Source organism: Paenibacillus sp. GD4 (genome assembly GCF_030846225.1).
Classification (GTDB): Bacteria; Bacillota; Bacilli; order Paenibacillales; family NBRC-103111; genus Paenibacillus_G; species Paenibacillus_G silviterrae.
Window position 1 is genome coordinate 1603346 of the sequence record NZ_JAVCYK010000002.1, and the last position, 13301, is coordinate 1616646.

The following is a 13301-nucleotide window of genomic DNA, read 5'->3' on the forward strand; positions in this document are numbered from 1 at the left end:
CTACATCCAAAGGCATCATGAGGAAGTAGGGGGGGATTTTGGATGCATTGGAAAGCGAAGCTGTACAGCAATGCCAATCAAATTGCAGCCGGATTTATAAAGGACCCGCGAATTCTGGGTGTAGCACTTGGAGGCAGCCTGGGACGCGGGGTCGCCTGGAAGCATTCCGATCTGGAGCTGTGCATTCTGGTCGAGGAGCGGATCGAGGAATTTCAGCATTTTAACGTGATGGAAGGCATGGGGGTTGAAATTTTTCAGTTTACAAGACCGCGTATAGAACAGTTCCTGGCAGACTTCAAGGAGCCGGATGAGTCAGTGCTGGAATTTCGAATTCAAATTTACGGCTGCAGAATCATTTACGATCCTACAGGACTTCTTAGCGAGTTTAAAGCCACGTTCGACCGCAGTTTATTTCACGAGAAGGTGACCCGCTTGAAATCCCGTGAAGCGCTCCGTCAAGCAGACACACGTTTGGACAGGGCCAAGGAATTGTTGAGCGAGGGGCGGTTTCGTACAGCCGCAGCGCATTTGCGCATCGGACTCAACGATTTGATCTTGGCTGCCTATTGGCAGCACGGAATGCTCCCTAGGAGCCAAAACCGCACCGAGTATTTTTTGAAGAAAAATATTCGCGTTTTCGGACATGACCATTTGTATAAAGCTTTCATCCGGGCCTTTTGTCTGGATCAACCGTTGGCGCAGATGAAGGAACGGCTCTTGCAGGCCAAAAGGGAAATTCATTCCTTGGCTGAGACGCTGTGGGGCAGCAATTCGCCTCAGTTTTTTCAGCAGGCGGTTGATGGGAACCTCGAATGGGGGTACGACAAAAGCATACTTTACGTCTACAAATACTGCGTGCATCGAATGCAGTGTTCGAGCCTGCAAGAGGCCGAGGTGTATGATCGGGAATCGTATAACGAACAGTACGGCCGGCTTTACCGGTTTCTCGATCTGGAGGAGCTGGGGCCCCGGGATGTAGAGGAGATGGTGAAGCTTTATGAAGCGGCTAGAGGTAAATCTACGTGTTCATAGTAAGCTTGCCTTTCTTTTCTTGTCTTAGGGACTTATATTTCCTTTTTAGATACTCAAAGAAAACGATGGTCAAGGGCTGTACGATCAAATAAGTGACATAGGAGTAAGCAAGCGTCCAATCTTTATAGTGAAACACCCGAAAATGGACACAAATCCATTCAAACCATGTGGCTAACTGCGCGCAGATGATGAGATAAATCGCAGTATAAATACCGCTAATTCGCTGCCGGTGGAAAAAGTAAATAAACAAATAACCGGCCGCAGGATAAATGGCCCATGTCAGCAAATCAATGATATCAAAAATAGGTAATTCATTGGTGTCGTATAGATCAAGGGGCTTTACACCAAGTGTGTTATCCGCCCCTTTGGCAAGACTTAAACTAAAAAACATAACCAAGATGGATAGAGACCTTGGAAACAAGCTGGGCAGGCGATAAACTAACGTATAAGCTGTACAAAGAGTGATGATAATGAACCAATCGTTCTCATTCATAGTCTTGGGCAGCATGTTCAATTGGAAAACCCCTCCTTAATAAGCAATTGACGGAATGCTGAGATGGACAGGAAAACAAGGCTGATGAGCAAGACCGGTCTTAAGATCCAAATGACATAGGGCCAATGGGAAGGGGAAGACCATACTCCGATGAAAATAAGCGCAGCATCCTCTCCAAGGAGCATGACGGTACCTAGAATAAGGAGGAGTACTTTTCCCGACCATTTACGCAGCAAGCGCATGCCATCAATCGTCCAAATAACTACTATCGGCGACAATACATATAAAGACAACACTCGAAGCAAAAGATGGTCAAGTCTGTTTGAAATGTCGATTAGCTTTAAATTTAAAGAGAATATCGTGAAATAAGCGTCATCGAGAAAAACGATCATCATCCAGGAGAAGATGATTTGAAATATGCTGAGATGTTTTGGAGCCGCCGAATAAAAAATAATCAAGGTAATAGTTGCTATTAGCAGCCCAACGCCAGTTATCGTATCGATATGAAATATTCCTCCTTTTGTTGGGATTTTTTGATAGCTTCCCCGCTAACCGGATAATTCATTCAAGGATGTAGCCCTCATTTGATTGTTTTCATAGCATCGTTTCATTAGGTGAAGCTTGACCGAATTATCATGAAAAAGGGAAACAAGGAATATTATGGGAAAGTCACTTATACCATGTTGTTGTGAGGTTAGCGATGATTAACGTAACGGAATCCTATGTGGACAGCTTGGCTCAGAACAGCGGTGCGATTAAGAACGGCAAGGATTTGGTCAAAAAAAATAAGTTTCCTCTGCTGCAGCATTCGGAGGATGGAACGCTGCTATTCGGTGAATGTCAAGGGAGCGGAAAGGAGCCGTACCGATGCTCCGTCGATTTTGCAGCCCCCGGCCAGCCGGTGTTCCGTTGTTCTTGTCCAAGCCGGCAGTTCCCATGCAAGCATAATCTTGGCTTGATGTATGCCTACGCGGCAGGTCAACCGTTCGCGGCTGCCCCGATTCCGCCGGATATTTTGGAGAAGCGGGAGAAGGCGGAAAAGCGCGAGGAGAAGAAAAAAGAATCCGCCGATTCGGACACACCGCAGACAAAACGCAAAACGAACAAGGCAGCGCTGGCCAAAAAAATCGCGTCTCAGCTTGAGGGGATCGTAATGGCGGAAAAGCTTATTGAGCAAATGGTACAAACAGGCCTGGGAAGCGTAGATAAGAGCATGCTGCAAACAATGGAGGAGCAAACCAAGCAGCTCGGAAATTACTACATTCCTGGGATTCAAAAGGCGATCCGCGACGTTATCCTGCCTTTTCGGATTCATACGGACCGGGAGCAAGCCTACTCCGAAGCAATTGATCGGCTGGCAGTTCTGCAATCACTGCTCAAGAGGAGTAAACACTACCTGCAGGGAAGACTGGATACACCGGATGCGCCTGTTGATATGACCTCCTCTTTGGAAGAGTGGATCGGCCATGCATGGCAGATGGCTGAGCTGAGAGAGAACGGGCACGTTCGTTCCGATGTTGAGCTGCTGCAGCTTGCCTTCCGTTCGTATTCGGATGACGCGAGGGGAGAATTCGTAGACGAAGCCTTCTGGGCCGATCTGCAGAGCGGGGAAATTCGGCTGACCCGCACGTATCGTCCGTTCCGGGCGGCTAAATACATACGCGAGGAAGACTCGGTGTTTGACGTGGTTAAGGCAAAGGAGGTTGCCCGATATCCAGGGGACGGCAATGCCAGAGTGCGCTGGGAGGAGGCGGTGCATCGTCGGGCGGCTTCGGAAGACTATAAGCGTGTGCAATCGTTTGCTAAGCCGTCTTACCCTGAGGTAATCAAGGCGGTGAAAAATCAGATCAAGCATCCGTTGTCGGATAAGCATCCGGTCGTTCTTTTACATTATAAGGAGATTGTTCGGGCCGGCGAATCCTATGTTCTGCTGGACGAAAATAACCGGCAGATTTCTATGGCGGATATCGCTTATTTGAACGAGCCTACGACTCATTTGCTCCCGATGCTGAACGAAACGCTGCTGAAGAGGCAGGCTGTCCTTGTCATGTTCGAGCAGCGGATGCAGGAAGGACGTTTGACAGCGCAGCCGCTGAGCATCGTGACACCGGAGGCGGTCGTTCGCCTGCTCTACTGACGTTACCATAGCTTAGGAGACGAAATTAGATGAGTATACCGATTTTGATGGAACTGCAGCAGGAGGTCCGGCGGCTGCTGATTGCGGGCAGCGGAATGGCGACGGAAGATATGCGTTTGAGCAAATTGCTTCCGCACCTCGAGAAGCTTGGCGCATCGGCTCCGATCCTTCAGCGCATCGCGGTGGCGGTTAGCGACGTTATACGGACACAACCCGGAGGAACGGCGGCAAAGCTGCTCGAGCTGAACATGCTGGTGCAATCCGTAATGTATACACAAGGTACGACCGAAACCAAAGAGGAATGCCTCCCGATCGAAGGGACTGCCACCTCCCTGGGCACGGCGATTCCCTATCGCAAACTGCGGCCGCTGATCGAGGCGTTAACGCATAAGGGCCAAGGGCGAATGGAACAGCTGAGGCAAGCTTATGAGGAGCAGCTGTTCCACGATCTACGCGTTATTCCGGCCGCGGTAGCAGCGCTGGATGACAGCTACTCGGAGATACCCGAATTTCTTCAGCGGCAGGTCATCCCGGCCTACGGTGCCGAAGCGGTGCCTGCGCTGCGCCGGCAGCTGCGACTGGACGGCGGCAGAGGAGACGCACGAAGACTGGAGCTGCTTCACCGTCTGCTTCCGTCCCAGGACACGGAGCTTCTTCTCCTCGCGGCCACAGTGGGCTCGACAGAGGTTCGTGCCTCTGCCATCGAGCTGCTCGGAGATGATCCCGGGCAGGAGGCATTTTTACTTGAGCAGGCGGAAGATAAGAAGAAGGAGATCCGCAGGGCGTCCTTCTCCGCGCTATCCCGGCTGGGCACCGCAGCGGCGATCGATCGCCTGTACCGGGCGCTTACAGGGAAGGACCGGGACATCGCCGTCGAACCCGTTCGGCTGTGTCATGCGATGGAGCTGACACATTCTATTATTTCGAATACGGAGTATGTATTGGATTGCATCGTCCGGCGAACGGAGCTTAAGGAATCGGTCCAGCAGCTGCTTTCGAATCTCGAAAGCCTGCAATCCAAACGGACCCCGGAGGTTGCCGGACTGCTACAGAGGCTGTTGTCTACGCCGGAGTTTATTGTACCCGAAACGGAAGCGGCGCAGGAAGCGGCTGTGGAGCTCTTGCTGGAGCTGGATATGCCTGAGGCAGACTCCTTTGCCATCACGCTGCAAGATGCCTACCAACGCAAATTTATCGGGTACAGCTTCAAAGCGGCCGTGAAGCTCATGCCGTCGGAGGACGTGTACGAACGGTACAGTCCTTTGCTGAAGGATAAGAAACGGCCTTGGGCAAAAGAACTGATTCGTTCTATGCACGAGTTAACACGGCCGTTAGATTGGAATTACGTGACGGAGGCTGCTGCCGGCGACTTGGTTCGCCGATGGGATCCGCGATGGATCCATCTGTTTGCCTCCTTAGACGAAGAGGAGCTTGTATGCCGTCTGGTTACCGGTCCGGATCGGAGCATTGCCGATTACTTGCTGAAAAAATGCGAAGGCGCCTCCGGATTAAACAAGGGAAATACGGCGGCTATGCTGCTGGCGCTCACCGCCATGAAGGCTTCGGAAGCCCCGGAGCTTGTGATGCGGGCCTTGGAAAAGGGGGGAGGCAGGCAGCTGTATTACATGGACCGGATCCAGCAGCTGCTTCTGGCTTCGCTTCCGAGGACTTGTTCTGACCGATTGAAGCAATTTGCCGATACCGTGACTTATCAAGCGATGAAAGACCAACTGCTCGAAATCGCGGAAGCGATCGCGGCCCAACCGGAGTCAGCCGACGACGGGGAACCAATACAGAAGGGACAGGGATTATGGGGATGGATCAAAAGCACAATGTCGTAAGAATGCCCTCCGAGCGTTTGTATCTTGAAGAATTGGAGGTTCTAAAAAGCGCGGACCGCGAAGCGAAGCCGGCCGGCTGGCAGCTTTCGCCCAAAGCCGTGCTGACCTTTCTCGTCGGCGGTGAGGTGAAGGGAATGCCTATTACACCGAAGTACATCGGCAACAAACGGCTGGTGGAAATGGCCATCGCCACACTGCTGACGGACCGTGCCCTGATGCTGATCGGAGAACCGGGGACAGCGAAGTCGTGGCTGTCGGAGAATTTGACGGCCGCCATTCACGGCGACTCGTCCAAGGTGATTCAGGGAACGGCCGGCACCAGCGAGGAGCACATCCGTTATTCCTGGAACTACGCGATGCTCCTCGCACAAGGTCCGTCCGACCAGGCATTGATCAAGAGTCCGATCTTCCGTGCGATGGAAACGGGAGGCATCGCCCGCTTCGAGGAAATCTCGCGTTGCGCCTCCGAGGTGCAGGATGCGCTGATCTCCATCCTGTCGGAGAAGACGATCTCCATTCCCGAGCTCGGCAGAGAAGTATCGGCGGCACGCGGCTTCTCCGTCATCGCTACGGCCAACACCCGCGACCGCGGCGTGAATGAAATGTCCGCCGCATTGAAGCGGCGCTTCAATATCATCGTTCTTCCGGCGCCGTCGGATATCGAGACCGAGGTGGATATCGTCCGCAAGCGGGTCGCCGAAATATCCGCGAGCTACGAGCTTCAGGCGGAACTGCCGGAGGACGAAGCGGTGCGGAAGGTCGTCACCATCTTCCGTGAGCTGCGCAGCGGGATGACGCTCGACGGCAAGGAAAAGGTAAAGGCGCCGAGCGGCGTCATTTCTACAGCGGAAGCCATCTCGCTCCTAACGGGCAGTATGGCGCTCGCGGGAAGCTTCGGCAGCGGACGGATTCAGGAAGAGGATATCGCCGCGGGACTGCAAGGGGCGATCGTGAAGGATGAAGAGAAGGACCGCCTGGTCTGGAAGGAATACTTGGAAAACGTGATGAAAAAGCGGGGTTCGACATGGAGAAATCTGTACTATGCGTGCTCGGAGATGAACAACTAGAGCGTGAAGCGGGGGTTCATGTCTTCGGCATCCGGCATTTGTCCCCCGGCGGTGCGTACCACCTGCTGTCGTTTTTGGATGAAGTGAGGCCGACGGCCGTGCTCGTGGAGGGCCCCAGCGACGCAAGCGAATGGATCCGGCAGCTGACCGCACGGGGAGTCGTTCCGCCGATTGCCATTCTGGCCTACACGGACCGGCTGCCGGTTCGAACGCTGCTGTACCCTTATGCGGACTATTCGCCGGAGTACCAGGCCTTCCGCTGGGCGGAGAGAAACGAGGCACATGCCGAGTTTATCGATCTTCCCTCGACAAACGCGCTCGCCCTCTATGATTTGCGAAGCCGGAGCGAACGGTCGCGCGATGGAGAAGGAGAAAATGCTGCGGGAAGAGGGGGGGAAAGCTTTCAAACCTACGTCCGCGGTCAGCGATTGTTGTACGAGAAGCTGGCTGAGCTCGCGGATGAGCCGGATTACGAGGCTTATTGGGAACGGCAATTCGAGCATCAAACGCGCAAAGACGCCTATCGGGAAGCAATAACCGAGTTTTCGCTGCAGATGCGTGAGCTTACGGAGCCGCAGGAACGGTGCTTTGCCCCTGAGGAAGCGGCCTACAATGACATTCGCGAAGCGTATATGCGGCGGAAAATCGCCGCAGCGATTGCTGCCGGCCACCGTCCGGAGCGAATCGTTGTCGTCACGGGTGCGCATCATGCTTCCGCACTTGCCTTGCGGCTTCCGGCTATGTCTGACAAGGAGCTGAAGGGACTTCCCAAGACAACGACGAAGCTTACCCTGATGCCTTATTCCTATTACAAGCTGTCCTCGCATTCGGGCTACGGGGCGGGGAACCAGGCACCGGCTTATTTCGGACTGTTCTGGGAGTGCCTTCAGCAGGGCGATTTGAATAGACTTCCTTCATTATATTTATCCAAGGTGGTTTCCCATCTCCGGGAACAGGGGACGTTCCGCTCCACGGCATCGCTCATTGAAGGCGTACGGCTCGCCGAAGCGCTTGCGTCGTTGCACGGCGGAAGCCGCCCTACCTGGAAAGACCTGCGGGATGCCGCCGTCGTATGTCTCGGTTACGGTGAGCTGTCCGTTGTCGCGGAGGCACTGGCCAGGGCCGATATCGGCACGGCCATCGGCCACCTGCCTGAGGGCGTCAGCCAGACGCCTGTTCAGGATGACATGAATCGCGAGCTGAAGCGGCTCAAGCTGGAGAAATACAAGTCGGCCGTCGCGGCTACGCTGGAGCTGGATTTGCGAGAGAACCGCAGAGTGAAGACCGAGGCAGCCGCTTTTCTGGATTTGCATCGATCTGTTTTTCTTCACCGGCTGGAGCTGCTGGGAATATCATTTGCCCGGAAGCAGCGCGTGCATCAGGATTCCGCCTCGTGGGCGGAAAGCTGGGTGCTGCAATGGACGCCGGAGGCAGAGATTCAAGCGGTAGAATCGACGTTGAAAGGAGAAACCGTAGAGCTGGCGGCTGCCTTCGTACTGAAGGAACGGCTGGAGAGCTGCCGGGAGCTAGCGGAAGCCTCGCGCCTGATTTTGCTAGCCTGCGATTGTGAGCTGACCGCGCTGATGGAGCAGGCCAGGTCTGTGCTGCAGGCTCTCGCCGTGGATTCGGGCAGCTTCGAGCAAATTGCGGCGGCTGCCTACGAGCTGTCCGTATTTATCCGGTACGGCTCGGTTCGCCGGGTGGATACCGCCTCGCTTGTGCCTTTGCTGGAGCAGCTGTTCCTGCGGGGCTGCCTTCTGCTGAATGACGCTGCGGCCTGCAATGATGACGCCGCGCACGGCATGGCCAAGTCGATGCAGATAATGCACTTGATTACACAAGACGATCATGCTGTCGTCGATGATGCGCTGTGGCGTGTCAAGGTGCGGGAGCTGGCGGAGCGTGACGACCGCAATGCACTGCTGTCGGGGCTTGCCTTCGCCATTCTGCTGGAACGGGGGGATTGTCAGGATGAGCAGGTGGCCAGAGAAGTGTCGCGCCGGTTGTCTCCCGGCATTCCCGCGGATGTGGGCGCCGGCTGGTTCGAGGGCTTGTCGATGCGCAATCGCTATGCGCTGCTCTCCCGATTGTCCTTGTGGGAGCAGCTCGACGCTTATATCGAATCGCTCGAGCCGGAAGCATTCGGTCGGTCGCTGGTGTTTCTGCGCAGAGCGTTCAGCTCCTTCGAACCTCGGGAGAAAGCCTCTGTCGCCGAGATGATGGGGGAGATCTGGGGTGCAGGAGCCGATGACATCGGAGCGAGGCTGCAGCAGCCGTTGAGTCAGGAAGAGAAGGAGATGCTGGATGAACTCAACCAATTCGATTTTGGAGACTTGTAGCCATGATGACACCTAGCCCGAATCCGGAGCAAGTAAAACGTTGGCGGCTTATCCTGGGTGCCGCTTCCGAAGAGAAGCTGCAGTCGTACGGCACCGGCGGCGGCATTCTCGACGAAGAGGCCGCCATCATGGATGAAGCGCTTGCCGCCATTTATGATGAAACGTTCGTATCTGCAAGCGATGCCCGCGGCCAAAGCGGCTCCCGCAGGGCTGGTCTCGGGCCATCCTCGCCGAAGCTGGCCAAATGGCTGGGAGATATCCGCACCTTTTTCCCTCCGGACATCGTATCGGTCATTCAGTCGGATGCGATTGAGCGCAAGGGGCTGAAGCAGCTGTTGTTTGAGCCGGAGCTGCTCTCTCAGGTGAAGCCGGACATTCAGATGGTGGCCACGCTGATGGCGCTCAAAGGACAAATTCCCGAGAAAACGAAGGAATCCGCAAGGCAGCTGGTGAAGGCTGTGGTGGATGAAATCGTGAAGCGGCTTTCTCAGGAGCTACAGCGTGCCGTGACAGGGGCTTTGAACCGAAGGCGGCACTCCCCGCTGCCTTCCTTTACTGGCCTGGATTGGAATACGACGATCCGCAAAAACCTGAGGCACTTCGATCAGGAGCGCAAGCTGCTCATTCCCGAGAAGGTGTATTTCTTCGACCGTGCCCGTCGCAGCAAGGAGTGGACGGTCATTCTGGACATCGATCAGAGCGGATCGATGGCAGGCTCCGTCATTTATGCGTCGATTGTCGGGTCCATCTTCGCCAGCATGCCCGCACTCGACACCCGGGTCGTGGCGTTCGATACCGAGGTAGTAGATTTGAGCGAGCAATGTGCGCACGATCCGGTCGATATGCTGTTTGGTATTCAGCTCGGCGGAGGAACGGATATTAACAAGTCCATTGCATATTGTGAGCAGTTTATTGCGGAACCTAAGAAAACGCTGTTCCTTCTGGTTTCCGACTTGTATGAGGGAGGCAATCGTACGGAGATGCTGCGCAGGCTGATCGATATGCACCAGGCCGGGGTGAAGACGATCTGCTTGCTCGCTTTGTCCGACCAGGGCGTGCCTTCGTATGATGAGGCCGTGGCGAAGCGGCTGGCCCAGCAAGGGATCCCGTGCTTCGGCTGCTCTCCGGACAAACTGCCGGAGCTGATTGAAGGAGCATTGAAGGGCCACGATCTAGCCGTGATGAGCGACCGATTGGGGAATGGGAAGCCAACGTAACCAAAGAAGCGAAGCCCGCCAGGCGATCTCGATCACCGGCGGGCATGCTTCGTTGTATGAAAAGTTATTACGAAGTCTGTAACCTTATGACAGCGGCCTAGCTATTCAAAGGAATTGAATTGGAATTGGGAGATTCGGTACACTGTGTGAAATTTTTAAGTTCTTGGTAAAATTGGGCAAAGGCTGCTTGCATGTAGGCCGAGACCCAAAGAAGTCCAATAAATAAAGTGAAGATGCTTAACAGGAACCAACCGATGAAGCTAAGTCCTAAAAGGAAGTATTTCCACTTATAACCATGCATCATTTCGGAGCTTCTTTGAAGACACTCGTTGGCAGAAATCGAAGGATTCTCGGACACGATGTAAAAGGCCTGAGAATATCTAAATGAAGCTATTATTCCGGGAATGAACAGTAGCAAAGACCATAATAGGATTTTCACCACCATCAACAGCCAAACAAGGATAAACTTACCCATTCTAGGAAACGCTTCGTTAAAGGAATCTGATACTTTTGCATTTCCTTGCTTGACAAGGGTAAGGAAAAATACTATCGTCACCATCGAAAAGACGAAAGACAAGACCGTACCTATAAGATTCAATAATAATATAATTCCGGGCTCTTCTGTAAATCTTTCAGCGATACCAGTGGGAAGCGAGCTAAAAAATGTGACCAAAACTAACAAGACCGCTTTTCCCCAATTACCTCTCAGAGACTCAAGTGCATTCTTTTTGATTTCTGAATTTGATACCATCAATCTCAATATCCCCCTATTGCAATTTTGTATATATGTAAGCCATGATGTGGTTTTAATATTACCATAGTAAGGGCATGAATGTAAGATGAAGTTTACAAAAACGTTTATACTTTATTTTCTTTGCCATATCATATGAAGAACCCGAAAGGGGAACCTTAGTGAGGCAAGCTGCCAAGCGACTGCCGATGTTTGATGCCGTCGCCCAGAAAATTTCCGGGCAGGAGGGTCAAGCGGAATTTGGAGACTTCCGTAGCTTGGGGGGAAACCATCCGTAAGAACAGGGGCAAGTTTGTTCTTATTATCCGGCTTGCCGGATATACTTGTAATAACTTACCGTACATAAGGAGGCATCTCATGGCGAATGAAAGCAAAGTGACGATCAAAGTGAACGACAACGGATCGCTTCGGGTAACGGGTCCGGTTGAGCTGGTAGATGCGGAAGGTAACCCGTTCGAGCATAAGGAATCGTTCTCTCTGTGCCGGTGCGGAGCATCGGGCAACAAGCCGTTCTGTGACGGCGCGCACAAGTCGATCGGCTTCGAAAGCGCACCCAGAGCGCAGAAGGTGTGAGCTTGGCCCCGCAAGCGGCAAAACCGGTCTCGGACGAGGCCGTTTTTTTTATATAAGGGATAATAAGAGTGAAAACAGCCTGCCTGCGGACTTCACACTTTTTACTAGCTTTTAAATAGCTTCTAACTATCGTATAATAGTAAAATAAATATTAAAATGTATAGGGTTAATTGATCCAGAGAAGGCGTTTGACTAGGTCAAGCCTTGGCTGCCGGCTTACTCCTTTTCTGCAAATCTTAGGGTATAAGGACGGTTTAAAATGAGTAACAGACAAACTAGAACAGACGTTATCTTAATCGGTGCCGGAATTATGAGCGCGACTTTGGGGTCACTGCTGAAGGAACTAGTGCCGGACTGGAAAATCACTGTGTTCGAGAAACTCGGGGGCGCAGGAGAGGAAAGCTCTAACGAATGGAATAATGCGGGAACGGGACATGCTTCCCTGTGCGAGCTTAACTACACTAGCGAAAAACCGGACGGATCCGTCGATATTAGTAAAGCCATTAAAGTCAACGAAGAGTATCAGGTTTCCAAGCAGTTCTGGTCTTATCTTGTTAACAGCAAGCTGATCCAGAATCCGCGGGACTTTATCGTGCCTCTGCCTCATATGAGTTTAGTTCAAGGGGAAAAAAATGTATCGTTTTTGAAAAAACGTTTTGAAGCGATGTCCGCCAATCCCTTGTTCCAAGGGATGGAATTTTCCGATAATCCCGATAAATTAATGGAATGGATTCCGCTTATTATGAAAGACCGGGCACTGAATGAACCGATCGCGGCGACCAAAATCGATTCCGGAACGGATGTCAACTTTGGTGCTTTAACGCGCCTATTGTTTGATAACCTAAAGAACAAGAGCGTTGACATTCGTTTCAAACATCAGGTTGATGATATTAAACGTACCAGCGACGGTTTATGGGAATTGAAAGTACGCAATGTCGACAGCGGTTCTGTCGAGCGCCATACGTCCAAATTCGTCTTTATCGGCGGCGGCGGCGGAAGCCTCCATTTGCTTCAAAAGTCCGGTATTCCGGAAGGACGGGGTATCGGCGGATTCCCGGTAAGCGGCATTTTTATGGTTTGTCAGAAGCCGGAGATTGTAGCGCAGCATCATGCCAAGGTTTATGGCAAAGCTCCGGTGGGCGCTCCTCCTATGTCGGTTCCGCATCTTGATACAAGGGTGATCGACAAGAAGAAGCTGTTGTTTTTCGGTCCGTTTGCCGGCTTCTCGCCTAAGTTCTTGAAAACCGGCTCGATGTTTGACTTGATCACTTCCGTCAAGCCGGATAATCTTGTTACGATGTGCGCGGCAGGCCTGAACAACATGTCCTTGACGAAATACTTGATTAAGGAAGTCATGCAATCGAAGGAGCAACGCATGGAAGCGTTGCGTGAGTTCGTCCCGAACGCCAAGAGTGAGGATTGGGATTTAGTGGTGGCGGGCCAGCGTGTCCAAGTTATTAAAGATACGGCTGCCGGCAAAGGAACGCTTCAATTCGGCACGGAAGTAATCAGTGCTGCTGACGGCTCCATAGCCGCATTGCTCGGCGCTTCTCCTGGGGCTTCTACCGCTGTCTCCGTCATGCTGGAGGTCATCCAGAAATGCTTCCCTCAGCATATGAAAGCGTGGGAACCGAAGATCAAAGAGATGATTCCATCCTTTGGCGTATCCTTAATGAAGAATCCGGAGCTCATTCACGAAATTCATAACTCAACAGCACGGACGCTTGGCTTAAGCGATAATCAGCCGGTTCAGACGGCTAACCGGACGGTATCCTAAAATTTCGCTGTCTTGACTGGATAATCAAGCTTTGTCTTACATGATTTCCATAGATGCGGTTATGTATTCAATAA

General features: G+C 52.6%; 10 protein-coding genes. 8 read left to right on the top strand and 2 right to left on the bottom strand.

Translation table 11 applies throughout. The features are described from left to right. Nucleotides 1-42: 42 nt before the first annotated feature. Nucleotides 43-1032: a nucleotidyltransferase domain-containing protein gene (locus tag RAC89_RS29960; RefSeq protein WP_306617323.1), complete on the top strand. Its 990-nt coding sequence runs from the start codon at nt 43-45 to the stop codon at nt 1030-1032. Here the strand turns inward: RAC89_RS29960 and RAC89_RS29965 are convergent. Continuing rightward, nucleotides 1019-1525, bottom strand: coding sequence for a hypothetical protein (locus RAC89_RS29965; RefSeq protein ID WP_306617324.1), 507 nt, complete (start codon nt 1523-1525; stop codon nt 1019-1021). The two genes, RAC89_RS29960 and RAC89_RS29965, sit on opposite strands and share 14 nt — an antisense overlap. A gap of 700 nt (nt 1526-2225) precedes the next feature. Here RAC89_RS29965 and RAC89_RS29970 point away from each other — a divergent pair. From RAC89_RS29970 to RAC89_RS29990, 5 genes are read left to right on the top strand one after another with little or no spacing between them, the layout of a single operon-like run. Then, entirely contained in the window at nt 2226-3662 is a 1437-nt protein-coding gene (locus RAC89_RS29970; RefSeq protein ID WP_306617325.1) for an SWIM zinc finger family protein, read from the top strand. Between the two features lie 29 nt (nt 3663-3691). Beyond that, complete coding sequence (locus RAC89_RS29975) at nt 3692-5503, top strand: HEAT repeat domain-containing protein (protein WP_306617326.1); 1812 nt, start codon at nt 3692-3694, stop codon at nt 5501-5503. Beyond that, nucleotides 5479-6570: an AAA family ATPase gene (locus RAC89_RS29980; protein WP_306617859.1), complete on the top strand. Its 1092-nt coding sequence runs from the start codon at nt 5479-5481 to the stop codon at nt 6568-6570. Before RAC89_RS29975 ends, RAC89_RS29980 begins: the two co-directional genes overlap by 25 nt. Beyond that, nucleotides 6528-8909 carry a DUF5682 family protein gene (locus RAC89_RS29985; protein WP_306617327.1) on the top strand — a complete coding sequence of 794 codons (2382 nt, stop codon included), beginning with the start codon at nt 6528-6530 and terminating at the stop codon, nt 8907-8909. Before RAC89_RS29980 ends, RAC89_RS29985 begins: the two co-directional genes overlap by 43 nt. Before the next feature lie 5 nt (nt 8910-8914). After that, nucleotides 8915-10126 (top strand): VWA domain-containing protein, encoded by a 1212-nt coding sequence (locus RAC89_RS29990; RefSeq protein WP_306617860.1) that lies wholly within the window; start codon nt 8915-8917, stop codon nt 10124-10126. Between the two features lie 97 nt (nt 10127-10223). Here RAC89_RS29990 and RAC89_RS29995 read toward each other — a convergent pair whose 3' ends face one another. Then, the gene (locus tag RAC89_RS29995) at nt 10224-10877 is read right to left on the bottom strand and encodes a DUF975 family protein (protein ID WP_306617862.1); all 654 of its coding nucleotides are present in this window, start codon (nt 10875-10877) and stop codon (nt 10224-10226) included. Nucleotides 10878-11234: 357 nt separating this feature from the next. Between RAC89_RS29995 and RAC89_RS30000 the strand changes: the two genes are divergently transcribed. Then, a complete protein-coding gene (locus RAC89_RS30000) occupies nt 11235-11450 on the top strand; it encodes a CDGSH iron-sulfur domain-containing protein (protein ID WP_284646615.1) in 216 nt (71 codons plus the stop codon). 259 nt (nt 11451-11709) lie between these two features. Then, nucleotides 11710-13227 (top strand): malate:quinone oxidoreductase, encoded by a 1518-nt coding sequence (locus RAC89_RS30005; protein ID WP_306617328.1) that lies wholly within the window; start codon nt 11710-11712, stop codon nt 13225-13227. Nucleotides 13228-13301: the final 74 nt, after the last annotated feature.

Excerpts from the sequence above, each read along its gene's own strand:
- RAC89_RS29960 (WP_306617323.1), top strand. The coding sequence starts at position 43 with ATGCATTGGAAAGCGAAGCTGTACAGCAATGCCAATCAAATTGCAGCC.
- RAC89_RS29965 (WP_306617324.1), bottom strand. The coding sequence starts at position 1,525 with ATGAATGAGAACGATTGGTTCATTATCATCACTCTTTGTACAGCTTAT.
- RAC89_RS29970 (WP_306617325.1), top strand. The coding sequence starts at position 2,226 with ATGATTAACGTAACGGAATCCTATGTGGACAGCTTGGCTCAGAACAGC.
- RAC89_RS29975 (WP_306617326.1), top strand. The coding sequence starts at position 3,692 with ATGAGTATACCGATTTTGATGGAACTGCAGCAGGAGGTCCGGCGGCTG.
- RAC89_RS29980 (WP_306617859.1), top strand. The coding sequence starts at position 5,479 with ATGGATCAAAAGCACAATGTCGTAAGAATGCCCTCCGAGCGTTTGTAT.
- RAC89_RS29985 (WP_306617327.1), top strand. The coding sequence starts at position 6,528 with ATGGAGAAATCTGTACTATGCGTGCTCGGAGATGAACAACTAGAGCGT.
- RAC89_RS29990 (WP_306617860.1), top strand. The coding sequence starts at position 8,915 with ATGACACCTAGCCCGAATCCGGAGCAAGTAAAACGTTGGCGGCTTATC.
- RAC89_RS29995 (WP_306617862.1), bottom strand. The coding sequence starts at position 10,877 with ATGGTATCAAATTCAGAAATCAAAAAGAATGCACTTGAGTCTCTGAGA.
- RAC89_RS30000 (WP_284646615.1), top strand. The coding sequence starts at position 11,235 with ATGGCGAATGAAAGCAAAGTGACGATCAAAGTGAACGACAACGGATCG.
- RAC89_RS30005 (WP_306617328.1), top strand. The coding sequence starts at position 11,710 with ATGAGTAACAGACAAACTAGAACAGACGTTATCTTAATCGGTGCCGGA.